Below are 25,754 nucleotides of genomic sequence, written 5' to 3'. Positions count from 1 at the left end.
TTGTGAGCTATTCTTCTCTATAATCTATATCTGTATCTACATTGTTATCCATCTGGCAATTAAGGCGCTATGCGGCTGTAGCCACTCATTCTCCCGTACCAGCTCCTGCGCTCGCTTGCGTGCAGCAGGCAGCTTCGGGGTATGCCCTTTCTCGTACTGCATAAGCCAGCGCAAAAAGGCTAAAGCTGTAAAAGCATCCAGCTGATCCTTCGCCTGCGGACGTGCCTCCAGATAAGCCTGACGAAATACACGCTCATAGCGCAATGATACATATAATCTCAACATGAGCAGCGCCCATGTGAGATCAAGACGTGCATCCAGTAGCTGGATATTCGTCCAATCGATAATCGTATATCGCTCACCATCATATACGAGATTGGCGGGATGATAATCAGCGTGAATGATCGATGGCTCTCGCCACTCAATATGCTGAATCAGCGTATGAAGTAGAGCGGATAACTCGGAATGCTTATCTATTCCACTATAAAAATAACTGTTCTGCCCGTATGCTGGGATAGCTACACCTTGCATCGCATCGATACGGATTTCATGCAAATGGGCAAGCTCACGCGCCAGCAGTGACAGATGAGGGGTCGTTATTTTGCGAATCGGTTCTCCATCATAGCTTGTAAGTAATACAGCCTGATTATGATATGTACCATACCCGTATACACAGGATACAGCTAGCTTATGCTGGTATAGCATCGATAGTACATCGTATTGCCGCCTTATATCTGGATTAGACTGCTCGTTCCACAGCTTGAGCACATAATGCTGTCCCTGCACAGATAGCTTAAATACCTGCGCTTCAAAGCCAGGCACCAGCGTTTCCACTACACAAGCCTGCGGGTCTACTAGTAAGGCTTGCAGCTCTGGCGAGCATACTTGCCAGCGAATATCAGCTAAATTCTCCATACACGTCCTCCATTCGATATACGATGCAAGTGTAAGATACATAATGAATGTTTATTCTTTCCTAGATCAATCGATGCAGAATAGTGCTCCATTTATTCCTTCGTACGGTGATCATTGTATTCTATAGCCACCGTATACGCTTTTCAAGGGAAGAATGTACTGGATGGATGACGCTTTCAATATTGGAGCGCTACCGCTTGTTAACGCGAATTAACCCAAGCTTTTCTATTGTTAAATGGGAACATAAACAAAAACCACAGTACAGTCTCTATATGAAGAGACGATACTGTGGTTGAATGGACGTACCTTTTGACTCCAGCTATTTTATTCAAGTCCGTTATTCAAAGCATTTGAATTCAGATGCTCATGTTAACCATTCATACGGTCGTTATGGTCGTTACGATCATTGCGCTTATGCTCTGTAGCATCTTTATGCAAATTGACCGTCGGCGAAGTGTTGTTGGTGTTTCCTCCATTATCCGAAGGGCTATTGCCCGGATCGGAAGAATGATAAGGCGATTCCTGCTGGCGTTCACGTGAACGCGTAAACAGACGCTTTACCCAACCGAAAGCAGCTACAACTAGAGCTGCAATCACATACCAGAATTTTTTCAATAAGAGTAGCAGACCTAATTTTTTAGCAGCAACCAGTCCGGCGCCACCTACAATCAATCCGGTCAATCCCATTTCCGATACGTGATCAATCGACTGATCAAAGTCTGTATATGTATTGCCACTTTTTATAGTTAGCTTGGGCAAAATTTGCTGTTCCAGAATCTGACGATCCGCAGCCATATTACCCGGGTCAGTAACTAGAATTACAGAAATGTACCCGGTACGTGTCAGAATACGAGAATTATAGTTAATGATAGGCTGGTTCTGATAATTCTGTAGCTTCAGTGACCAGGTCAGATTACGTGTAGCCTCATCGTATTTTGGTGCTTGATCCCAACCAATGACCTGGAGCTGATTTTCTGCTGGCACCTGTTTATTGTTTTCTTCTGTGCCACGACGATAGCTATCCAGCAGATCATCAGCATCAATATCATTTTTCTCATCGTCGGCGATATGACCAGAATCGTTGTACTCAAACAGCACCCACCAGCTCTGACTATCATTCGCTGGAAATACACTACCGATCTCCTGACCGCTCGGAACATCGTTGGAATCGATAGTCATCTTCTTGGTATCATCACCGTTTAAAAAGTAAAACTCCTTACTCAAATCCAGTGAAGCAATATCATCCATTTCTACTTTCTTTGGACCTGCTACCCAGTTGTATGTACTCTCGGTCTGTGTACTGCTACTGTCGGATGCATAGGCAGACGTTATGCCGATCATCATCCAGACTACTGCCCCTGCGAGGGCAAACTTTTTGGCAAATTTCAATGGATACCTTCCTTCCTAGTACCGTGTGTACGGTACTACCCCTATTCTATTTTCTCGCTGGTCTTACAACAGCTCATCCTATGATACTGGGTTCACAAGCCGCTTAGACCTCTGCATCCTATCATTTGCTTGCTATATAAATCAATACATAAATATTACATATATAAATATTCATGACTTTGGAACTATACACTAAATTGGATAAATCTATAATAAGCGGTAAATTAGTCTTGTTATTTCATTTTTATGTACAATAAAAATAGACCATTGCAGCGCTGTACGCTACTAATGGTCTATAGCTTCATCGTTTATTCGCTTCATCGCTTATCGGCTCACTCAGCCTGTCACATGCAGCTTCTTTTCCGCACGCACATTCGCAATCACAACGCTGATCTGACGCAGAATCTCATCCATCGAAGCGGGATCATTCACATCATATTCATCAATATTCAGACGCAGAATCGGACAAGCAGTAAATTCATTGATCCATTTTGCATAACGTCCATGCATCTGCTCCCAGTAGGAGCGATCGGTATCAATTTCCATCTGACGTCCACGCAGCTGAATGCGGTTCAGAATGGACGGCAAGCTACCTTCCAGATACACCAGCACATCAGGATGCGGGAAGTATGGCGTCATCACCATCGCTTCGAACAGGCTCGTGTACGTCTCATAGTCGGTAACCGACATCGTGCCTTTGTCCGCGTGCATTTTGGCAAAAATACCAGTGTCCTCATAGATCGACCGATCCTGTACAAAGCCGCCACCTGCTTCAAAAATCTGCTTTTGCTCCTTAAAGCGCTCAGCTAGAAAATAAATTTGCAGATGAAAGCTCCAACGCTCAAAATCATGATAAAACTTCTCCAGATATGGATTATGATCGACCTTTTCCAGCGATGTTTTAAAATTCAGGCGTTCTGCCAGCGCTGACGTGAGCGTCGATTTGCCGACACCTACCGTACCAGCAATCGTGATCAGCGCATTTTCAGGTATGTTGTATTCGTTCATGTATAAGCTCCTTTAAGCGGGTAGCAATCTCATCGAATTGCTCCCTGTTTTCCACAAAATCAATCGTGTCGCCATCGATCGTAATAATCGTCGTATCTGGCTCACGCTCGGCAATAGCTGCCATTGCCTCATCGTAATCAAGGATCAATTGCTCCAAATAAGCGGTATCCATGCCTTGCTCAAATGAGCGCTGACGCTTGGCAATCCGTCGTAGCAATGTATCCAGACTCGCACGGATATAGACGATCACATCCGGCTTCGGCAGATCATCGGTTAATAGATGATAGATTTGGCGATACTTTTCGCGTTTGACACCTTTTAACGTACGCTGGGCAAAAATCATATTTTTATAGATATGATAATCGGAAATGACCGGCTGATTGTTGGCAATATACTGGATGCCTGTATCTTCGAGCTGCTTGTAGCGATTACATAGGAAAAACATCTCAAGCTGAAAGCTCCATTCGTCGATATTTTCATAAAACTTACCGAGAAACGGATTTTCCTCTACGATTTCCTTCAGAATCGGCAGTCCCAGCTCCTGCGATAGCATCGTGGACAGCGTTGTTTTACCCGCACCAATCGGGCCTTCAACGGCAATAAACGGGGGTTGATTCATAGGTTGTACGATCCTTCCTAGTTCACATGGTCGTGCATAGACTTTAAGTATTGTATCACGAAAACAGGCTTTGACCAGCGTTAATTACAAACGAAAATACAAGCATTTGACTTCGCTAGGAATCAAGCTTGCTAGCTGGATGTCTTCCGTACTAGAACAGCCTCAAAAATCCATAGCTCCCTTACTCTTCTATGTAAGTACGATGTAGGACCAAATAACTGATTTTATTTGTATACCAGATTTATTGGAAATAAAAGTAATATAAACCTAAAAAAGCATTCACTTTACTGTATAGGTATGGTATATATGTAGTGCTTTAAAATAAATACATATTGTAGGAGGAACAGCAAGTGAACTGGTATTTAAAGGTTTTGAAAGATTATGTGAATTTCCAAGGAAGAGCAAGACGTAAGGAATACTGGATGTATGTGTTGATTTCTATTCCTATTATCCTGGTACTGTATCTGCTGGAATCTCTGATAGGTATTAACGGTGTACTGACCTTTGTGTATTCTCTGGCTGTATTGCTGCCAGGTCTGGGCGTTATCGTTCGTCGTTTACATGATACGGATCGCAGCGGCTGGTGGATTCTGATCGGACTTGTTCCATTTGTTGGTTCGATCATCTTGATTGTATTCCTGTGTCTGGAAGGTACGCCAGGAGACAACCGTTTTGGCTCCAATCCGAAGCAATTTGCTTAATAGGTCGTTTGCATAACAAGTAGCTTGATCTAGCAACTATAGAATGACAACAAAAAGGCGGTGTGGAACAATCCACGCCGCCTTTTGCTATATAGTTTGCTATATGTAGGATGGCTCGATCAACCAATCTACGGCTGATCGATGCTCCATGCGCTCCTGATGATGCCATCCTTTATTCGAAAATGTATAAAATAATACCATTGTCCCTGCCAAAATCCCAATCCAGATAAAGCTCATATTGCGATCTACCGATATGCTCCTGAGTGTCTACATGCTGGGCGATCAAACGCTTTTCCAATCGACGCTTGGCGGTTTTGAGCAGATCCAAATGACCCAGCTCGATCAGCTCCAGCTCAATTAGCTTCGTGATCCCACGACGATACACACATAGAGTCGAAGCATCAACCCACCAGGAATCCAGATGCTCTGGACGCTTTTGGATTTCTTCCAGAATATCCGATAACGATCGCTCTAAAGCTTCCTTTCCGTCATAATCGGGGGCCTTATCGCTTGAATCAACCTCCAGTAATCCTACAATCATACCCGAAGCATTATGTACACCCCAATCGTAGTACATATCGCTAATCGGCAGCCCAAGCTCCTGTTGCAGAAAGGTCTGCAAGTCTTCCAGTACCGCATTCATAACGAGCTCACGTGTATAACGAAAGGTTTCCTCCTCATTATTTACAAGTAGAAAATCCTCCACCGGACTAATAAAATTACGAAGCTGAAACACGATGCAACGCTCTGACAATACAATCTTCACGGACTGTGGTCCTTTTCCAAAGCGACTACGAAGCAACTTGGTTACATAAGACGTCGACTGACTGATCATTTCCCTAGTTTTCAAAACGAGTACACCACCATTTATAATATCGTATACATTCTGTGTGTCTCATGCTGAAATTAAGGATGCGCATGGAATCATGTATTATAGCCAATATACCCTACTAACATTCAATTGACGATATTGGAACTCGGAATCAGGCAAAATGTTGCATTCGTACCCCTTAGCTGTCTCTTGATCTCCAACCATAGTCGTATATCAGTGGCAGGTAATGATCGTTATCCTTCCTGCCTTACAGGCTCTGCTGTCATATGGTCTTCAAATAAATAAATAAATGATCATACTGTGATCCTTCTCAAAATTCCAATCCACATACAGATCAGCGATTTTTTTGCCGACAATCTGCTCGATAGTCGTCTGCTTTTCCAGCAGCCTTTTCTCCAGCTTGTCCTTCGTCACGCGCAGCATCTGCTCATACCCAAGGGCGATAAATTCCTTTTCCAGCAAAATCGTCGTTCCACGCCGGAAAATAAACAGCATACGCGTATTCACCCACCAGGAATCGATATATTCCGGCGGCTTCTGTAAGGCGTTTGTCGTCTGGATGATCTGCTGGTGGATGATCTGCTTGTGCTTGTAGTCTGGAGCTGGTGAAGTTTCTGGACCTAGCAGCGCTACAATAACACCGGAGGCATGATGCAGCCCCCAGTCATAGTACCAATCGATCACATCCATATAAAGCTGGTGCTGGAGAAAGCTTCGTAGTTCAGGCAGCAGTGATTTCATGATCAGGTCACGCGTATAGCGAAAAGCCTGCTCCTCCTCCTGACTAATTAGAAACTTTTCCACCGGGCTAATAAAGTTTTTTAAATGAAAGACTACGCAATTTTTGCACAGATGAATCGATACCGATTCCGGTCCCTTGCCAAAACGATTGCGTAATAGCTTTGTAGTATAGCTGGTAGCTTGTGTGATTATACTTTTTGCATTCAATGATTTATACACTCCACATTTTAAAGAGTCGGAATACGTAACGGATTGCTTCGAGACCAACCTTACATGGGCAGGAGCTGACATGGATAAGAGAATCACGATATCGCCTGCGACATGTATTGATTGTAAAGATCATCCGTCCAGTTCTCGGCGCAGATGATGAGTAAAGCTAAGCAGGTGAAGAGGTTTCGTAAAATATCGGTCAAACCCTGATTGATACGCACGGATAATATCCTGCTCCATCACACAACCACTTACTGCCCAGATTGGAGTAGATTCATGATCAGCCTGTTGTTTTAGCTTATCTGGAATGGTGTATTCCTCCGTGATCGGAAGCTGAATATCAACCAGCACCAGTGCAGGTGAATCCTCCCCTAGCTTCGACATCGCTTCATCACTGCTGCCTACCTGAATCAGCTCAATATGAGGGAACTTTTTACTGAGCAGGTAACGAACCAGTTGGAGATTGATTGGATCCTGGCCAATATATAACATCGATTTGGATTCCATCTCGTCGACCTCCTTTGTAAAAAAAATAGACCGAAGCCGGGCTTGGTCATGCCCAGGCTTCGGCCTAATCTCAGCGCATACACGATGTCTGAATTATTACCGAATACAATATGCTTTTATAATGAAATGATCGCTACCCAAATAGCCGATCTGTCTTACTCCATCTAACATTCATCCACGAACAGTATGGTGTCTGATCGCGATGATCGATATGGTACATACAAGGATGCAGATGTAGCAGCATTCTCATCATGTTCTTCATCTGTCCATATATTCCCCGGCATAACGGCTCTTTTTCCAGAAGTATGGTTATACCCTTTCGAAAGACAGCACAGATTCCGGGTTGCATTGATGCTAGGTTTCGGGTCAAGCTTTATTTCCGTTTGTCCTTACGATCTGCTTTCCGAAAGATAGGGACCACATCTATACTTTCATAATCAGCGGATCGTCTTGGTATCAAATAGTAGCTTGGATCGACATCATGCCCGAACACCAGTGTACCCTAATCCTAATATAACCGATATATCTCTAAATTTAAATGCCTACAATCCGATTCCTTCTGGTGGCTAGCTTTCCACCAGTTTACATACTTTTAACACTTCATAAGTGTACTCGATTTCAGAACTATTTTGTATGCAAAAAAATCAAATTGGTTCGTATAGATGCAAAGTGAGGCCAAAAGATGTGTATCGCCTCTGATTCTTTTCTCCTCCATTTCTCATAAAAATATCAATTATGACATAATTATCAGGATTTGTATAATTCCTCTTTGCCCTCGTTCTGGTAAAATGAGAACGTTAGCATGAAAGGAAATTGCTGTATCCTTTATGATCCTATATCAACAGGAGGTTTATTATGAAAAAATGGTTACTCACTGCGTCGCTCGCTTGTATGCTTGGCGCAGGTTCGTTTACGTTGCCTACTGCCTCCCTGCCTGCCGCAGAAGCAGCCGCACCCGCTACGAACATTATGTTAGACGGCTATCCATTACCTTTTCCTACAGCGCCCGTTATTAAAAATGGAGCCACACTCGTTCCATTCCGCGCCATCTCAGAGGCACTTGGTGTAAAGGTAAGCTGGAATCAGGCAGCTAAAACGATTACCGCTACAGCAACAAATCAAAATAAGACCAAGAACATTATACTTACGATGAATAGCAAAACCGCAGTGGTCGATGGCGCGAACGTATCACTCGCTGTTGCTCCGCAAACGATTAGTAATACGACGATGATCCCTCTTAGCTTTTTTAGTCAGCAATTCGGAGCCAGTGTGAACTGGAACGCCTCCACACGAACCGTAGCCATCACTTCACCGATCAAGAATATGTATTCAATGGGCTTTTATGCAATCTCATCCTATGATGAGCGTGCCTTCGTGCCCGATTTTAATGCGGTCGCATATGGCTGGAGCCGGATTACAACCGATGGCGAATTCTCTACCACAAGCACCGAATACAAATGGCCTCAGGCCGCTGGAGCCGACACACCAGAATCGATCATTCAAAATACCGCTGCTAACGGTACCGCTCCGTATCTGATGGTATACGCCGTTGACGGTCATGGCGAGCTGACTCGTAATCTGGAAAATCAGGAGCTCCAAAACCGTACAATTCAAGCGATGATCGATACGGCAAGCTCGAAAGGATTCAAAGGTATTTTGCTCGATTTTGAAGGCTTGGGCTGGAGTGGAGACAAAGCAAAAGCACGTAGTGACTATAACGCCTTTATTAAAAATCTATCGACCAAAGCACATCAGGCAGGATTGAAGCTTACACTTGCCCTGCATCCACTCAATAGCTCGTATACAGGCTATGATTACAAGCAACTGGGTGCAATGGCAGACGACCTGATTATTATGGCGTACGACTATACCGATAAGAAAAGTCCAGAGCCGATGGATAAAGTGAATGATGCGATCCTGATGGCATTGCAAAACACAGACGCATCGAAGCTCATGCTGGGCATCTCCCTGAGTAGTGAGGATGCTAGTAGCGTTAATGCTAAGATTGGACTTGCTAAACGCTATCAATTAAAAGGGGTCGCCTTATGGCGCCTCGGTATTATTGGACAAAATGCATGGGATGCGATGCATCAATCGATTACGTTTAAATAATCTCGCAGCTGATGTTTAAAGATCAGGCTGCTTGCGTAATGCGTAATGCGTAATGCGTAATGCGTAATGCGTAATGCGTAATGCGTAATGCGTAATAAATTATGCACTGCGGAGATCGTACGAGGCAAATCAGATCCGGTAGAATTCCAATCTAGCTACAAAAAGCAAGGATGCTCGATATGCACAGATGACAATAGCTATACAATAACCCTATGGCAGCGAACGTTAGCTTACTGAATTGTAAGGTATTTTTAAGCTGGTTCGATGGGAAGTAACCCCCGTATTCGATATGCTGAGCTCATGAAACAGAACTACTCCGGCGTTGGGAGTTCTAATGATCTGAGTTTAGTTATTTATCGAATATGGAGGTTTTTCTATGTCTACTTTAACGGCTTTAACGGGTTCGACTTTTCGTCTGAGCAGCTTTCAGCTCAAGCTTATCGGTATACTGTTGATGGTTTTCGATCACATTCATCAATTTTTCCCGATTGATGTTCCCATCTGGTTTACATGGATCGGACGTATTGTAGCGCCGATCTTCCTGTTTGCAAGTGCAGAGGGATATTATTACACACGCAGTAAATGGAAGTACATGCTGCATTTATATATCGGCTATGTGCTAATGGGCATCATGAATATGATTATTCAGCGTCAACTTCCATCTGAACATGTGCTGATTAACAACATCTTCGGTACACTATTTTTAGCTGTACTCTATATGTTCTTGATCGATTGGTTCATTAACTCGATCAAGGCACGTAAATATGTTCAAATAGGTGCGGCAATCATCGCATTCATCCTTCCTATTGTTCTGAGTCAGGCTGCTATGCAGTTCCTCACTTCATCAGCTATTGGCAATCCCGTACTTTTCAATCTGTTCATGTATGGCAATCTGTTGATCCCCGTACCAATACTTGTTGAAGGTGGGTATGTATTTATTATTTTAGGCGTTCTATTCCATTTGCTACGTTATAAACGCTCGTGGCAAGTGCTTGCACTCGTTGCTGTATCCGTATTGATCGCATGGATGAGCCATTTTGAGCTGCTTGCCGAATTTCAATGGATGATGGTTTTCGCTGCAATTCCAATTGCATTATATAATGGTACCAAGGGGCGTAATATGAAATATTTTTTCTATGTATTTTATCCTGCTCATATTTATTTCTTGTATATGCTGGCGTACTGGCTGGGGAAGTAAGTGAAATATAATTAGCGCAGTATGAAATGGTATGTCCAGGTGCGGCACAGGTGCAGATAAGGTATATAGGATTGAAATATGTACAGTGAATTGATTTATAGTTGAGGAATATAGACGTGATAGGAAGCACGATGTAGGATAAGTGACGAATAAGTAGTTGTATTGTTTTTTGATATAAAACAGGCACTTTCTTGGGATTAGCTCTAAGAAAGTGCCTGTTTTGGCGTATAAGGTGATAGGTGCTTTTAGTGCTTTTAGTGCTTTTAGTGCTTTTAGTGCTTTTAGTGCTTTTAATGCTTTTAATGCTTTTAATGCTTTTAATGCTTTTAATGCTTTTAGTACTTTTAGTCCTTTAGTGCTTTTAATATTCTTAATGCTGTTAATCTGCTTAGGCTCATCCATGCTTACTATGGCTTTGCATTCTATTTTTGTATCCTATTAATAAGTACCGCATTAATGAGTACCGCGGCTTGCGTAATCGTCATACGTGCTACGATCCGTATCATAAAATAATACATCGCCGTCTGCTACTTCATACGACACGCCATATGGATCGGTCATCAGATGATCCCGTTTTCCATCGGTGCCGTCGTACCCTTCCAGCTGCCACCATTGGTTGCTCAGTGGCGCATGGATGTATTGTAGGTGCGGACGTGTCGTATCACCATTTACAATCGACTCGATATCCAAATTGACCACAATAAAGCCCTGCTTCAAAAAGATCGGTGATTTCTCATCCAGCACATGACTACGTCCATAGGCGGCTAAATCGGTTCCCTTCGGGACAGCATATACACGTGCAGGCAGGCTATATTCCCCGTACCACTGCTGCACACTCGCATTCACGCGTGCAGGTGTTGCCGAAGCGTTCGCTGGACGCGCTGGCGACTGGATAAATGTGCGTAGCGGAGATGGCAGAATCTGAATATCATAACCCCCGGTGTAGGTGGGTTGACCCGCTCGTTTCAGGAATTGAGCCAGATACTGTTCCTTCGAGATCATCCAGCCGCTCGTTAACTCATAGATCGATGTTGCCGTTTGCTTGAGGTCAGCCATCGGTACATTGCGCAGCCGTTGATTCAACGTCACCTGTCTGCGCTCGACATCAGCGGCAGAGCCAATGCGGATAAACGATTGCTTGTCCGAATGGTAGTACAAATCGACCGGGATACGCTCCGGTGCCGTTGCTGCTAAGCGATCCTGGTAGTAAAAGCTCGGCGTGAGCTGAATTGCATCCCGATCCCCAAACATATTGCCCATCGTTTTCAGATCGAATTTGAAATGGTAGCCCGTTTTGACGGTGACGTTTTTCGAGCCGGGCTGTGGATGACTGCCGCGCAGGATCGGCAGGACATACGGACGCGTATTGCCACGTGGCTCCCCATCGATACTGTTCGGACCGACCCAGTAGGAGCGTCCGGTTGGTGCTGGACTGCCGACCGCCTGGCGGAATACCGTTTCCCACGCAAAGTCCGCAATATCGGTCACATGAAAATCGTACAATCGTCCGATCACCTCGACATCGACCGTATCTTTGGCGACATGGTGATTCAGATCGGTATTAGCATCCTGCTGCGCAGTGAAGCTGGTCGGTGCATTTTCAGCGATAGTGCGAAACGCGATTGTGTAGTTGCCCTCATCGATCCAGACGGGCAGCTGGAATACCGTATCGAGCTGCTGGATAGGAATATCGATCCACGTTTGCTTGGGATAGAATGTTTTGTGATCCGCACTGTATACATCGAATGGGAACCAGACCTGTTTCGTTTTGAAATACTTGGCATAGTCTCGTTTGCCGTAGCCCGGATACGCATTGATATCCAGATGCTGTCCAGTGGTAGGAATACGTACGGTGAACGGACGATTCAGAATGAGCGCCATGCGATCCGCGCTTGGGACAGTTTTCTGGTTATGCGTCTTGTCATCTGAAACGGAGGCATAGTCGACGACAGGGGTATGTACGGTCACGCTATTGATGCCATTGATGGTGTAGTTCTGGTCGCCTTCGCCGTTGACATTGCTCTCTAGCATGGTATAGAAAATTGTTCCGCTCGATGGCGTATTCGCTTTATTCACGAGACGCTTATTAATGGGTTGGGAACCTTTGTACAATACTTGTTCGCCCCCATCTTTGTAAGAGCGAATCTTCGTTGGTGCAGGAATCTCCTTAGGTGCAACTGTGGTTGCTTTCACCCAATCCCCATTCATGACTTCAGTATCTTTGTTCTTATAGCTAAACTGAATCGCATCATTACGAACTTGAGGCTGGTCTGTTTTGCCTTCAGCCATACTTTTGAGCTTACTACGATCATTAGGTACGGAGGGGCGACCGTTTCGTCCACCATCGATTGTACCCGGGCTATAGCTAACATCGCCCGTTTTTGCTGGGCGAACATGATCTTTCGTTTCGGTACTAGCTTCTGTGGTCAAAGCAGGTGGAGTATAATTAGCTACTTGCAGTGTGACAGAGCCACCTGGCAAAGCATAGTTATTTAGCTTCGCAGAATCAATGCCCAGCACTTGCAGTTGATTGATCTGCCAGTACGAATAATCTCGGGTAAAGTCAAATGTATATGTTTTAGATTCGCTTGCGGTTTTTGTCTTCCACTGGTCTTTACTATTTTTCTCTTTCCATTTCAGACTATAACGTACTTTCACTTCACAATCGTACTTAATCTTTCCTTGCATTTCACCGAATTTGTGCTGGAATAAGTAATCATAGCCCCATGCATTAGCGTATAGGTTCTCACTTGTTGGAATGCCTTTCGTTGCATCAAAATGACGCCCATTCGCGCGATCATCACCTAAAATATGACCCGTAGCTTCTGGATTCATCAGTCCTTTAGTTACTTCCTGTGATTGCGTTGGCGGTAGGATGGTATACTTACAAGCCCCCATTCCACCCGAGCCATCTGAGGGCAAGTCCGGGTCATCACAGTTCTCATTCTCTGCATTTGTTTGGCCGGGCTGACATGGTTGTCCAACCTCGTAATATTGATAGATCCGATATTGTTCGAAATTCCCTTTATAGGGTTCTAGTTTGGGTGGATCCCCTTCTGAAATATCTTTAAACTTTGATGGATCACTACCATCTGTTGTTTTTTTATAGCCGGCATATGTATAGCCTTCATGTGTTGGTGGCTCAAATGTATATGGCTTACCTGGCTTCATTTCTTCGATGCGTGGTGGGAAAATGTCATTGAGTGATTTGCCATCGACGGTTTTGTAGTAGACGCTGAGATCAGCGGCTAGTTCGATTTTGAAGAGGACTGCGGCGTAGATGCGATAACCTTTTACACCGTTGTTACAGCGATCACCGCAGAGATAAGTTATATCTTCTTCTATTCCTGAATCGGTATCTAGACCTATTTTTAGCTTTATAGGAACTTTAGCTGTATCTGTACCAATTCCTGAGATACTGGGTCGAAAGCTGATGGCACCACTAGGCATATTATTACTAATATATTCAGAGTAATCCTGCCAAGTATCTGAACGGGACGATGTGAAATATTCCTTCAATAAATCTTTTTGATATTTCCCTCCTGGCAAAAGTTGAATTTGATCTTTGTTATTAGGGTCATCAGGATTAAATATAGCTGTTTGTATGCTCTTTACAGTGCGATTCGGAAAATTGAACATATAATTTTGTTCAGCTTCGCCTACATCACCACGTTGAGGTGCCAGTCCATTATCCCAAGACGTACCTTTCCACATATCAAAATACATCATACCAACGAAATACCTATAGTTAGCTTCTGTAGTATCAGGATCTTTATCTTTATAATATTTTAAAGGTGTAACCGATTGGTTTTCTTCAACAGCGTACAATGTAGAGGCTGCCGAAGGAGTAAAGAGATTACATAGAATGAATAAAGCCATTGCAACTGAAACATAACTTTGATAACGCTGTATCCAGCGTAAAAAATGTTGCACGTTACTGTTTCCAAGGATTCTCTAAAAGAACCATAGAATCCATATCTGCGTATTTAATTAAGAGATAATCAAAATCTTTAGGGGCTAATGGTACTTTATCAATGATTCCAAGACGATCTAAATCATACGATGAATCAATTTTAAAGTAATTAAATCTTGTCCCATCTGCATTCTTAGTCTGTAACTGCTTAATCGCAGATCGATTACGATAATCTTCTTTTTTTGTTAAATAGCCCATATGAAAGTTTAATTCATTTGAACGATTTCGGATAGCTTGAATTCCATCAACTGCTACACGTTGTACATCGAACAAAGTGCCATCAAGTAATTTGACTGGTAAATCCGATTGTTTCAAAACGATAACATTTTTATATGGCTCACGATCTATGTTATTCAAAAAATAACCATCATTCCGCTGATCAAAATACTTCGTCACCATCGACATCGGATTCTTCTTCAAATTGAGTTCCTCCAGCGTCGGCACATCCTTACTTCCAATCCACACCCATTTACCCACCTGGTCCCAATCCACCGACTGCCCCAGCCCTTCACTCACCAACCGCAAAGGCACATACGTCCGCTGCTGCTTCACAATGATCTTACTATCATACGTCTTGCTCTCTCCATCGACGACAGCCGTTGAAGAACCGACAGTCAACGTCACGCTATGCTTATCCGTCTTCAGTGTAACCGTCTGTTTGCCTTTAGTTTGTTGATACCCGACCTTCGCTCCTAGCTTCTCCGAGATAAAGCGGATCGGCACCATTACAGCGCTATTCTCGTCCTGAAATGGCTTCGCATCTGGGAAAGCCATTTTACGAGCATTCAGCAATACCTCCACCTGCTGCGTTGGAACTGTAATATTGTAGGCAGCATGAGCTTGGTGATAGATTGGCAAAACGCTAAACATAAACGAACTTGCCACCACAGACAGCATTGTTTTTTTCAGTACATTCAATTTCATTGTAAATCCCCCTGTTAATAGTAGTTTTCATTCCGATGCGTTATTTGTCTTATGTATTTATCATAGGCAAATAATAAATAATGCGCTAATTTCTAGGCATCTTACTTTATATCGGAAGAATCAAGTTAATTACCAATAGTACAATTAAGAGGAAAATATCCATTCGCTGCGGCTTCTTTGGCTGACGTGAACACTTCCTCGGTCGCATACGGCGATTGACAGGAGCGCGATGGAAAATAATATTTACGCCCTTCCGCAACAACACCATTAAACGTATCGGTCTTCACGATCCTTGCCCCTCCGAGCGCATAATTATTGTAATATTGACTACCTAGCGGAATGCCCTGTACAAAGGCAAGTACCCCTGCATCGTTAATCGTATTATTCCAATCCTCCTGCGAAATATATGGGACGGTAAAGGTATAGGAGACCCCGTAGCGCTTCGCATCGGTATTGTAGCGATTAATCGTATGCTCCAGATCATTTTGAAGCGTATTCACAATCGTTGTACGACGCATCGCATCAAAGGCATCGGCATCCTCAAGCAGCTTCACATCGGCCTGCTCCTGTAGCTCACTGCGAAAACCATGTAGCCACTTCCCATCTGCTGCCCGGTGCATTGTAACATAGTCGTCCAGTGTGAACGCATAGGTATTATTTTGCTCGTCCTTGTACGCATATGGCTTTTTGGGACTCCATACATGGCGAAACTCCGTCTGTCCTTCCCCATTTTGATACTTTTCAAATTGATATACATAGTAGCCGTCATACCCAACTACAATCAGGGCGGGAATATAACCGTTTAACACCTGCTGACCATTCGGATCAGCTGCCACATTAAAATTCAAATACATCGTATGGAAAAATGTATCTGCCGCCGCTTCCTTATTGATCCGTACCTGCTTGGTAGACTGATACTGACTCTCCGTGGGCTGGCTCGCATTAGTAATAAGCGCATGAGCTGCATCCTGCGTTGCCGTATCGATTGCCCTGTTATATCGAAGCTGTAGCTGTAGATTATTGCGATTGTCCTCCTGATCCAGATTATTCTTCACAAATATAAATAATAGAATCAGCACGAAGATCACTGCTAGATTAGTAATCTTCATTTAAGATCATCCCTCCATACGGAATTACGATCTTCTCATTCGGTGCATTCCCTCCACCAAATAGCATATCCCCCATCAGGGTAGCCATCGTGCGATTCGTATTTTTCACAGTCACACTGAAAAAATCTCCCTGACTCAGCTTGTACACGCGTACGGGATCATCTGGATTATCGTTACCAGCCGGGAACAGCTTCGCTTCAATCTGGCTATTATAATACCCTTCATAATGCACCTGATATGTATTTTTAAAATTAGCGTCATCGTCATAGACCGGATCATAGCGCTTATGCTGATGCTCCATCTGAATATCGTAGGTATTGCCTGTTAAAAATAACTGGTCTTTAAACTGCTGCATCATCGTCGGCGTAATATAACCTTTATCGCGAACACTATCTACGAATCGAGTCACTGCATTCAGCGCTACGATCTGCGAGCTGTTATCCTGAGAGCTGTATGCCGTATAAATCGGCCATATGCCCATCAGCAGCAGTGCTAGCAAAGCGGCAAAAATTTTCATAATTGCATTACTCATGCTCGGTTCCTCCCTCAGCTTGCGTCATACGTAAGCATCGTTAATCGCCCCTGCGTGTCCCGTACATAGGTCGGGTGATACGTACGATTCACATCTATATGAGATACATCCATTTCATCCGGGTCCATACTGCTATCGAATCGCTGTCCATTCACTAGAACAGGCGCGTTTAGCTCTTGAATTTGATAGAGCGTCTGAATAACCTCAGCTCCGGTGCAGGTGTAGTCACTTTCCATTTTTAATGTAGCTTGCTGGTTTTTATCGGTTGTGTTGATTAATGTGTACACTTTGGCATTAATATCGGTTGTTGTCTGAAATAGGCTTGAGCCTGCGGACAGACAAATGATAAATAATAATATGCCTGCTCCAAGCCACAATGCGGTCTTCGCATGCTCTCCAATTCCCATAGCGCCATCATTTCCTTTAACTAGATTATACGGGCGGTAGCCTATGCTACTGCCCGCATGGTATACATCGAGATTGTGTTAGCCCGCTTCAATCGTATCCTCTCATCTAGTGCGGCTGTTTGCTTAGATCACTTGCTCCTCCTACGATCAGTTCTGACTGAATACCAGTGCACGAACGACATTACTGCGGTCGCGAATAATTTCGCTTTTGAATGTTCCGGTTGGATTGATATAGTTGCCTGATGCTTGATCCATTGCATCTGACAGACTACCGGATGGCTTGGTTTTATTTACCGAACCGTAATCCACACTATCGACAGAAGAAGTCGTATTCACTTCATTAAAATACCAGTTCCCATTCGGGTTTTTGCCTGTTTTCACCATGATGCCGAATCCACCCTGATCTTTAAACTTGCGTAGCGAGGACACCACCTGGCTACCTGAAATATTCGTATTGTCGTACACCGCATATTGCGTTTGATCCAGCTCTTTTTGAATACCAGAAAAGTTATTCTGTGCGGTCTTGGTTGCTTCCTGCGCACTGATAAACAGCACAACGACGATTGTGATTAAAGCGATGGTAAGGAAAAGTCCTGCTGCTACTTTTAAGGCTACTGATGCATTATTCATGGTTTGGCTCCTTTAATATGTTGAATTGGAATTGCTGGGTAGTTGTTTATGCTATACCGCGCTATAATTGGTCATTTCTACAATTGATTTAACTGCTGATAATAGGCACCCATCTGCTCAAAGCTCATATAAATAAACGGTAAAACGAGGTAAATAAATGTGAGTGCCGCCATCGGAGCAAAGCCGATAATGCGACCCCATTCTGATTTCGTTTCGATCATGCGCTCATAATCCTGCTTACGCTTCTCAAAATTGTAATTGCGCTCATGCTCCAGATCATCGAAGGCTTCTCGAATCGGAATGCGCTCTACCGATAAAATAAGCTTGTCGATCGTGCGCGCTAATGGCACAAACGGTGCATTCTGCTTGAGCGTTTCCAGTGCTTGCTCAGCTCCACTCTCAAAATCGAGCACCGCCCGATGCAGCGGCTCTCTGAAAATCGTCGAAAATCGCTCCATCCACTCCAGTATGATATCGACGGACATTCGATCAATCTGGCACAGCATCGCAATAATTGTATGAAACTGCTCCACTTCGTTTTGCATATCGATGTAACGAATCTTTTTCTGAAATAGTAAAATCCAGAATGGAATCAGATAGCCGATGTAACCCATTCCCAGTGCCAGCACCAGCTCATACCATTTAAAATATTCCGATTGCAGCACACGCATTTTACCTTCGATACGATCCACTGCCGTCAGAAATTGCGAGCTGTTGCCAGCCTGCGGATTGTCCGTATACACCTCCTGCATAATTCGTTCCGGTAGTTGCTCCGGATCGATGCCCTCCAGCCGATGAATAATCTGGGTATCAAAGTCGGTCAGCTCTTTCGCCTTAGCCAGCTCATCGGCAGAAAGCTGCCCAAACATCGTTTCATTTTGTGTGGGTGCCGTCAGAATATTGCGAATCGTAATCGAATGCATCGTATGAAACGAGGATAGCATAATCGCAAACAGACTCGTTGCCAGCACCATCCGATGGAGATAATGCCATTCCAGCGGCGTCCCTGCATTCGCATCCTTGAGTAGTGTACGAATCCGAAAATGAGCTGTCGTTCGCTTGGCTGGCATGATACGCAGCACCAGCCACTCGATTGGACGAAGCTGAAGCAGCTTTTGCTCCCATAATATTTTGCGTACCTTGGCCTGATAGATGCCCTCCTGCTGATCCTGTAGCTTTTTGAGCAGAATATACGACAGTAAAATGACCGCAAAAATCACGATTTTGAAAAAGAAGCCAAATTTGCTGTCGTAAAACTGCTCCATAATCGGGAAATTATTTTTCGCCCATAGCTCAATCGGCTTCGTGAACAAAATAGGAGCAATCGCAATGGCGGTTAAGCCTTTTAGCAAATAGCTCAGCTTGGTACGCTTGAGCAGCTCCAGATTAATCTCACCTGTCAGCTTGCTCATATTGCTTAAATACAGCGAGCCATCCTCCACCGTCTTATCGCCAAACTCCTTGACCAAATAAGAAATTCCGGCAAATGCTTTTAAAAATCGGTTTGGTGCCGCCTGATAGTAGCTTTGTAGCTGCTTTTCCGGCTCTGCGGCTACGAGAATCTCATATACCTTTTTCGCATGGAGAGAGGCTTCATGGGTGGAGGCTTCAGATGCATCATGCAGTGCCTCCTCGATCATGCCATGCTGCTGATAGCTATGACGCACATCGTCCATGACCGACTTGAGCTGCACGAGTAGCCGATTTTCCACCCGATTCACAAAGGCGTCGATCAGCATGCCATTCATCACGAGCGCTGTCAGTGCAATCATGAACATAAAGGTCAGATCCTTATTCATAAACAGCAACGTCAGAATAAATAGGGATACAATCGCCAGTGTGACGAACACGATCTTCATCGTTTCCCGGCGCATAGAAAATTCATCATACGAATGAATCGATTGCAGACGCTTACGGACTCGAACAATGTAGGCACGCAGCAGCGGTACTCGCATATAGGCCTGGTAGGATTGCTGTAAAAAATGATTGTATTGGCGAATCCGCTTGGAGCGTCCTGATCCTACATAATCGAGATACGTTTTATACATTTCGGCATGACCGTTCTGCCGATTTTTGCGCTGTACATATTGGAAGGCAGCCAGCAGCACGACAAAGCCAAATGCAGAACCGATCAACACATACGTTAATACATTAAGAAGCGCCAACGGCTATGCCACCCCAGTTCTCAGCGATAAATTGCTTGAATCGAAGCTGATCGGCAGGCTCCATCATCTCCAGCATTTGCTGTCGGTTCAGCTCGGAGATCGGATGCACAGCAACATACTGACCATCCTGATACTCGATAATATTGCGCCCTTCACCAACCTTGCGTCCGGTGGAGCGCTGGAAGTAGGTTGTCATACTCTCCATCATCGCTGTAAACCGTTCATCCGAGCGTCTTGCCTCGCGGAAGCTGGTCGGATATTCCTCTTCATCCAGCACGACGCATTCGGTAATACGCTCGATATAACGCGTTCCATCTGGATCTCTACGCAAATGCACATCAAAGTTGAGTACCCGCACAACCTGTTCCTCTGCCGTCTTCTCATTGCTGAAAATACCCTGTTTGAGTAACGAGTTACGAAGCGAATACACCAGATCTTTAAACGTCTTCGCATGATGCGTGAAAATCGTAAACAAGCTGGCAACCTGTGCCATCTGAATCATCCAGGCAGCTACCTCATCGGTTGCGACCTCACCCAGAATGTTAACCGTTCCGTCCGTTTTCTTTTGCACATCCAGCCCGGATTGTCCGGTTACCGTCTCAGTTTCGCGGAACGTCAGAATATTACGCTTGTTGTAGATTTTGCGCAGATGTAGCTCGAATGACATCTCCTGAATACGCAATGTGAACGTTTCGTTAATGTAGGCAACGAGCGCCATCAAGAGCGTCGTTTTACCCGAACCCTGTGCTCCGGTAACCGCTACGATGCGCCCACCCTTCATCAGATAGATCAGCAGTGATTTGACCAGATCATGATTCGGAATGCGATCCGTTATGAGCTGATCCAGTGTCGCAGACGCAGGATCGAATTTCCGTACGAAAAATGCCCAGGATTCAGCAAAGCTTGGACGTACAACGACAATTCGGCTCCCATCCTTCATTTCATTGACCTTAAAGCCATTCGCCTCGGATAGCTGTCCTGGATTATTGTACCGATAGATGTTCTGACATACTCGCTTCAATTCAGCTTCTGTTCCAAAGGTAAGAAACTCCAAATGTACCGATTTACCACGATAAAAAATCCACACACTGTCATGGCTAAATGGAATCGATTGCTCATTGATCGCCGATGTAAAATCGTAAAAGTCATCATCATACTCTACCTGACTGACCGGCACACCAGACACACCGCCACTCACACCATCAATCTTCATATCGCGAATTTCATCAATTACACTGAATCCTTTGAATGTTTGATAGACGCGCTGTACGATAATGTGTAGCTTATCCTCAAAATGCAGCACACTGCGGAACCCATCATATGCTTCGTCAATTTCGGCTGCTGTGATCACGTACGAGCCTGAGCCGCCTCCATCCGGTCGATGCTTGAGCTCAGCTAATCGATGCTCTTCTAGCAGACGCGATAATCCCTGTAGTCCGTACATCGCTTTATACTGATATAGCATAATATCGAACTTTTCCTGACTGGTCAGCGCAAGCGGATGATGAAAAGGAATCACCCCGTTCATATTGTCCTCGGTAAAATCATACGTCTTGAGCAACAGATCAAAGATCGTGCTTTTCACAAAGGTCTTCGCATTCAGATCACCATGCGTACAGTCCTTGAGCGACTTGATTAATGTGGCTCGCTGATTCAGTCTGCGATTATATTCTTCCTCAGACAGACCAAGATCATCCAGCGAAGCAGAGGTCATTTCATTTAGTGCCGCTTTGACATAGCCGATAATCTCAGGCAACGTATATTTATTGTTAGATTTGTCCTTTCGCTCGCGATCTTCTCCCTTATAGCTCAGCTTAAAATAAACGAGTACAAATAGGATCAGCACGATAAGCCCGATGCAGGCTCGGTTGATCAATAAGCTCAGATCGATACTACTCACCTGTCATCAAGCCTCCTTCGCATACATATTCGAATCCACCTCAAGCGCTTCGAACAAGCCCTTATTCAGTTTGCGAATATATTGCATAAACGTATAATCCGGCTGATCCCGCTGCACATGCTTACGTTTCAGGAAAAACTCAACCACCTTCTGTTCATTGCAAGCATCCATATATGTGGTGCAATGCGGCAAAGCAAACAGAGGTGCCTTTGGCTTGAACAATCGCCGAATATTGTTAATCGTTAGCTGGGAAGCAGGATCATACTGCCCGATGACCAAAACATACGGCTTTCCCTCCAGATGCTCTGGCATCTGCTCGAAGAACTCTCGCAGCAAGCTCATATTTTGACTGAGGGAGACGACCACCAGATCAGCATGGGCGATTACTGCCTCATTCAGCGCATGACCGGTGCCACTACCTGCATCCAGCAGTGTCAGATCATAAGCGCTACGTGCCGCCTGACAGATCGGAGCAGCCACCTCATGCATACGTATAAACAGATCGGCATCCGGCTTATTCGTGCCAGGCAGCAGATCGAGTGAGCCGCTAAATACAGGAAGGGTGTAATCCTTCATCGTACTGCCTGTCAATTGACCGGAGCGTGCCAGCCGTTCAAGCGAATCGATACCACTCGACGAATAAGCAATCGACATCGCATCCAGTGTACGCTGCTGCCTGCGAAAAGCATCCTCCACAAGCGAACCGCCATACTGCGTATGTCCAGCAAGCACGATGCTTACATAGTCGAGCGCCAGCATCGCCGCCGATGCAACCAGATTCGAGGAATTCCCTGTCTGCCCTGGACGCGCTCCCCAGAACGCAATTACATTCCCCATACCGGTTGACTCCTCCGCGATAATTTTTTGGTATAGCTTTTGAGCTCCTGATTGTCCAGCTCGCTCACATTGCCTGCCATCTGCTGAATAGCGGTGCGCAGTGGACGAGAGATGCGCTTAATGCTGACCGTATTGCTATTTTGATTCACAATCTTCTGCATATAATCCGCTTCATCAAACGGAATCGTAAATGAGCTTTCTTCAAATACGATCGGTAGACAGCCCAGCAGCTGCTCCATATAATCCTCTGCCAATCCGCTATCCACCTGCTGAACAAACAAGCGGCAAAATGGTACTCGCGGCTGCGTCGCATCACGCTTAGCTAAAATAAAGCTCATTAACTCCATCGCCCTTTCAAGCGAACGACGCTCTGGCGACATCACGACAAATCGTTGTTTGAAGCTTTCCAGATCATCCATACGAATAAAATCAGGCTGTGAGCATAACACAAGCACATGATCATATTGCTGCTCCCGATCCAGCTGATGCTTCATCTCAGCAAAGGTAGTAAACGCATAGCCGATATCAAATTCATCATATTCGGATACACCCTCGCCATTAGCAACGATCGGTGTATTGTAACGAATAAAGCCTTCTGTGCTGGCATCGACCAGCAGTACCCGGCGACCTGCCGTTTGCAGAAATTTGCTCAAATAGATGAGCAAATCACTAATATCAGCAGAGCCAAGAAACAATGAGTATTTCATAGTAATCCTCCTTCAACATTGGATAATGTACAGGCGACTTCACGCTTGTACGCTATATCATGATTTTCCTTCTGTGTCGTATCAACGATCGGCTGGATCGTGGATGTTACCTGTTTTATTTGACTAACGGCTGTTCAAATACATCCTGTGCCTTCTGATCCGTATGACTGCTGCTGGAGCTTGTAGCTGGGCCGCTTGAAGCCGGCACTGCCTTTTGCTCGATTGGCGTTACAATATCGGCTGGTGGCTTGGATTCATCCGTGCCCTGCGCCGCTGGGTCTGTGACGGGATTGGTCGACGAAGCTGACGGTGAGGATTGCAGTGCTGGCGTTTCAGACACGACCGAATCCTGCGTGTACGTACCACTATTTCCATTACTTTCACGACTTACAGCATCTGCTGCGGATTCGCTAGAGGTCTGGGATACCGCTGCTCCACTGACCTTTGCCTTGTCTGCTTCACTCATCCGACCCAGGTTCATATCCAGTGTAGACCGTGCTTCCTTGCTCAACTGTAGTGTCGCCTTTTCCAGTACATTCGGATCGGATTGGATCAGGTTGATCACATCGATATTGGCAGGATAGTTCGGAATAGCTTTCTCCTGCATGTACGGATCAGCATAGGAAATGGCATACAATCGTGCACCCTGCAAATACGCATCCACGATCGCACTGCTCATCGCCAGCAGTTCGGATTCATTGATGTTGTACCATACGGTTGTACCGGATAGGTCTTCGACCTTTTTCTTCGATAGCACGATATAATCACTACCATTTGGGAAACCGATACGCACATCGACAAAGTCACCCTTTTTCAGCTTACCTGGTAGCTCCATAACGCTATACTCGCGGCTCCGCAAATCCTTTGGTGTAGCGCCTTCCGCGTATACCATCGCTGGCGTAAGTGCGGTGCCCTTGCCTGCATCAATTTTGATAACTTTGCCGATCAGCTGCTTGGGATCAGCGATGGCATTGGTCGGTGCGCCCTGACGAGATACAAATGCAGTCGTTAGTTGCTTGCTACTAATGGTATCGCCTGCCTTCAGGTCACCGATCGTCACTACAATTTTGCTGGAAATCGCTTGCTGCTCCTGCAATGCCTGCTGCGCGCTCGTAAGCTCTACCTCATATTGTGCCTTGATCATTTTGAGCTGCTTGGATTGATAATTGATCAGAAATATGTATCCGAGCGATGATAAGATCGCTACGATCAAGCCGCCGATCAAACCAGCGTAAATCTTATTTTTCATCCGAAAACGAATAATGGACACGTTGCTAACACTCCTTAACTAAAGCTCAATTCACTTGCGATATAGCTAGATGATTTGATAGTTCTTGCTAACATCATTCGACTACGGTTATACGATTAAAGTTCTAATTACACTCGCCAGGCGCCATTACGTTCCATTCGTTTCGGTTACATTCTGCGACGTTCAAGCGAATGGCTTACGGTTCTACTTTACGACTGACGGATCAACAGCTGCTCATTCACCAGCAGCCAGTGCCCAGATCGGTGTATTGAGCACCTGCTGAATGAGTAGTTTTTCCTGTTCAGTTGGCTTACTATGAGCATTCTCCAGTCGGCTAATACGCGTCTGATACGAGCCAATCTGTCTGGCAAGCTCACCCTGTGACAGCTTTCTACGCTTGCGAGCAAAGATCAGTCGTTCCGCTTCATTTAGCATCATCTCCACCCCTTTTTGCTCCTTTCGATAGACATGAACAACAAAAAAAGCACGCAAAATGCCCTAAGGACATTAAGCGTGCTTCGCTTGTAATTAGTCGTTGTTTATTTATACAGCCATATTATATGATGCCCCTGCACGATGTCAATCGCTTTTTATAAAGGGATATCGATTACTCGTTATTGCTATGATACATTTTGTTGAGCAATTGCCATAATTGCTCTTTTTCCTCAGCACTCAGACTGCTCGTTAATCGCTCATTGGCATCCTGTAGTGTCTGATACAATATCGGCTCAAATGCCCTGGCACGCTCGGTCGGATAGAGCAAATAGGCACGCCGATCGTTCGGATCAACACGACGCTCAATATACCCTTCCTGCTCCAGTTGTCGTACAGAACGCGCGGTCGTTGCCTTATCGAATTTGAGATCATTCGTTAGCTGATCCTGATTCACACCGGGACGCTGCAAAATCGCTTTTAAATAGCTATGATGCCCGCCGCTACCGATGCCATGCGGCTTAAAGCTGCGTGCGAGTTGCTTCTGATTGAGTCGATTAATATAGGAGATCAGCTTGCCGATCGAATCCCTTTTCATGCGTGTACACCTTCTCTACCGGATGATCTCACCGGGGTAATATGCAGCTATCGTTCAGA

The 25,754-nt window shown here is 44.9% G+C and carries 23 protein-coding genes; 3 read left to right on the top strand and 20 right to left on the bottom strand.

The window, feature by feature from the left end; genetic code table 11:
• Positions 1–36 precede the first annotated feature (36 nt).
• The 4 genes from IEX62_RS17630 to IEX62_RS17615 all read right to left on the bottom strand — a co-directional run bounded on the left by IEX62_RS17630 (position 37) and on the right by IEX62_RS17615 (position 3,931).
• Entirely contained in the window at positions 37–915 is an 879-nt protein-coding gene (locus IEX62_RS17630) for a phosphotransferase family protein (RefSeq protein WP_188776870.1), read from the bottom strand.
• 369 nt (positions 916–1,284) lie between these two features.
• Complete coding sequence (locus IEX62_RS17625; RefSeq protein ID WP_188776869.1) at positions 1,285–2,304, bottom strand: DUF2167 domain-containing protein; 1,020 nt, start codon at positions 2,302–2,304, stop codon at positions 1,285–1,287.
• A 336-nt stretch (positions 2,305–2,640) separates the two neighbouring features.
• Positions 2,641–3,312, bottom strand: a complete 672-nt coding sequence (locus IEX62_RS17620) for a deoxynucleoside kinase (RefSeq protein ID WP_188776868.1) — start codon at positions 3,310–3,312, stop codon at positions 2,641–2,643.
• Positions 3,290–3,931 carry a deoxynucleoside kinase gene (locus IEX62_RS17615; RefSeq protein ID WP_188776867.1) on the bottom strand — a complete coding sequence of 214 codons (642 nt, stop codon included), beginning with the start codon at positions 3,929–3,931 and terminating at the stop codon, positions 3,290–3,292. Before IEX62_RS17615 ends, IEX62_RS17620 begins: the two co-directional genes overlap by 23 nt.
• A 350-nt stretch (positions 3,932–4,281) precedes the next feature.
• On the opposite strand from IEX62_RS17615, the gene IEX62_RS17610 reads away from it, so the two are divergent.
• On the top strand, positions 4,282–4,632 hold the full coding sequence (locus IEX62_RS17610; protein ID WP_188776866.1) for a DUF805 domain-containing protein: 351 nt from the start codon (positions 4,282–4,284) through the stop codon (positions 4,630–4,632).
• 172 nt (positions 4,633–4,804) lie between these two features.
• Here the strand turns inward: IEX62_RS17610 and IEX62_RS17605 are convergent, their stop codons facing one another.
• The 3 genes from IEX62_RS17605 to IEX62_RS17595 all read right to left on the bottom strand — a co-directional run bounded on the left by IEX62_RS17605 (position 4,805) and on the right by IEX62_RS17595 (position 6,922).
• Positions 4,805–5,482, bottom strand: a complete 678-nt coding sequence (locus tag IEX62_RS17605; RefSeq protein WP_188776865.1) for a Na-translocating system protein MpsC family protein — start codon at positions 5,480–5,482, stop codon at positions 4,805–4,807.
• Positions 5,483–5,737: 255 nt separating this feature from the next.
• The gene (locus IEX62_RS17600; RefSeq protein WP_229685899.1) at positions 5,738–6,412 is read right to left on the bottom strand and encodes a Na-translocating system protein MpsC family protein; all 675 of its coding nucleotides are present in this window, start codon (positions 6,410–6,412) and stop codon (positions 5,738–5,740) included.
• Between the two features lie 132 nt (positions 6,413–6,544).
• A complete protein-coding gene (locus IEX62_RS17595; protein ID WP_188776864.1) occupies positions 6,545–6,922 on the bottom strand; it encodes a response regulator in 378 nt (125 codons plus the stop codon).
• 855 nt (positions 6,923–7,777) lie between these two features.
• Between IEX62_RS17595 and IEX62_RS17590 the strand changes: the two genes are divergently transcribed.
• Complete coding sequence (locus IEX62_RS17590; protein ID WP_188776863.1) at positions 7,778–9,034, top strand: stalk domain-containing protein; 1,257 nt, start codon at positions 7,778–7,780, stop codon at positions 9,032–9,034.
• Positions 9,035–9,410: 376 nt separating this feature from the next.
• Positions 9,411–10,232, top strand: coding sequence for a TraX family protein (locus tag IEX62_RS17585; protein WP_188776862.1), 822 nt, complete (start codon positions 9,411–9,413; stop codon positions 10,230–10,232).
• Between the two features lie 453 nt (positions 10,233–10,685).
• Here IEX62_RS17585 and IEX62_RS17580 read toward each other — a convergent pair whose 3' ends face one another.
• The 13 genes from IEX62_RS17580 to IEX62_RS17520 all read right to left on the bottom strand — a co-directional run bounded on the left by IEX62_RS17580 (position 10,686) and on the right by IEX62_RS17520 (position 25,695).
• On the bottom strand, positions 10,686–13,961 hold the full coding sequence (locus IEX62_RS17580; RefSeq protein ID WP_188776861.1) for a DUF5704 domain-containing protein: 3,276 nt from the start codon (positions 13,959–13,961) through the stop codon (positions 10,686–10,688).
• Between the two features lie 205 nt (positions 13,962–14,166).
• Positions 14,167–15,129, bottom strand: coding sequence for a copper amine oxidase N-terminal domain-containing protein (locus IEX62_RS17575; protein WP_188776860.1), 963 nt, complete (start codon positions 15,127–15,129; stop codon positions 14,167–14,169).
• A 125-nt stretch (positions 15,130–15,254) separates the two neighbouring features.
• Entirely contained in the window at positions 15,255–16,238 is a 984-nt protein-coding gene (locus IEX62_RS17570; RefSeq protein WP_188776859.1) for a hypothetical protein, read from the bottom strand.
• Positions 16,225–16,770, bottom strand: a complete 546-nt coding sequence (locus IEX62_RS17565) for a hypothetical protein (protein ID WP_188776858.1) — start codon at positions 16,768–16,770, stop codon at positions 16,225–16,227. Before IEX62_RS17565 ends, IEX62_RS17570 begins: the two co-directional genes overlap by 14 nt.
• A gap of 14 nt (positions 16,771–16,784) precedes the next feature.
• The gene (locus IEX62_RS17560) at positions 16,785–17,177 is read right to left on the bottom strand and encodes a hypothetical protein (protein WP_188776857.1); all 393 of its coding nucleotides are present in this window, start codon (positions 17,175–17,177) and stop codon (positions 16,785–16,787) included.
• Between the two features lie 147 nt (positions 17,178–17,324).
• Positions 17,325–17,807, bottom strand: a complete 483-nt coding sequence (locus IEX62_RS17555; RefSeq protein ID WP_188776856.1) for an ABC transporter permease — start codon at positions 17,805–17,807, stop codon at positions 17,325–17,327.
• Positions 17,808–17,884: 77 nt separating this feature from the next.
• On the bottom strand, positions 17,885–19,972 hold the full coding sequence (locus IEX62_RS17550; RefSeq protein ID WP_188776855.1) for a hypothetical protein: 2,088 nt from the start codon (positions 19,970–19,972) through the stop codon (positions 17,885–17,887).
• On the bottom strand, positions 19,959–21,863 hold the full coding sequence (locus tag IEX62_RS17545; RefSeq protein WP_188777177.1) for an ATPase, T2SS/T4P/T4SS family: 1,905 nt from the start codon (positions 21,861–21,863) through the stop codon (positions 19,959–19,961). Before IEX62_RS17545 ends, IEX62_RS17550 begins: the two co-directional genes overlap by 14 nt.
• Positions 21,864–21,878: 15 nt before the next feature.
• On the bottom strand, positions 21,879–22,709 hold the full coding sequence (locus IEX62_RS17540; RefSeq protein ID WP_188776854.1) for a CpaE/TadZ family protein: 831 nt from the start codon (positions 22,707–22,709) through the stop codon (positions 21,879–21,881).
• Complete coding sequence (locus IEX62_RS17535) at positions 22,697–23,416, bottom strand: hypothetical protein (RefSeq protein WP_188776853.1); 720 nt, start codon at positions 23,414–23,416, stop codon at positions 22,697–22,699. Before IEX62_RS17535 ends, IEX62_RS17540 begins: the two co-directional genes overlap by 13 nt.
• 115 nt (positions 23,417–23,531) lie before the next feature.
• Complete coding sequence (locus IEX62_RS17530; RefSeq protein WP_188776852.1) at positions 23,532–24,686, bottom strand: SAF domain-containing protein; 1,155 nt, start codon at positions 24,684–24,686, stop codon at positions 23,532–23,534.
• A 213-nt stretch (positions 24,687–24,899) separates the two neighbouring features.
• On the bottom strand, positions 24,900–25,103 hold the full coding sequence (locus tag IEX62_RS17525; RefSeq protein WP_229685932.1) for a helix-turn-helix transcriptional regulator: 204 nt from the start codon (positions 25,101–25,103) through the stop codon (positions 24,900–24,902).
• A gap of 169 nt (positions 25,104–25,272) precedes the next feature.
• Positions 25,273–25,695 (bottom strand): MarR family winged helix-turn-helix transcriptional regulator, encoded by a 423-nt coding sequence (locus IEX62_RS17520; protein WP_188776850.1) that lies wholly within the window; start codon positions 25,693–25,695, stop codon positions 25,273–25,275.
• Between the last annotated feature and the right edge of the window lie 59 nt (positions 25,696–25,754).

The sequence above is a fragment of the Paenibacillus hunanensis genome (assembly GCF_014645615.1).
Classification (GTDB): Bacteria; Bacillota; Bacilli; order Paenibacillales; family Paenibacillaceae; genus Saccharibacillus; species Saccharibacillus hunanensis.
Note: the sequence above shows the minus strand (reverse complement) of the source record. Positions and strands in the feature narration are given on the sequence as shown.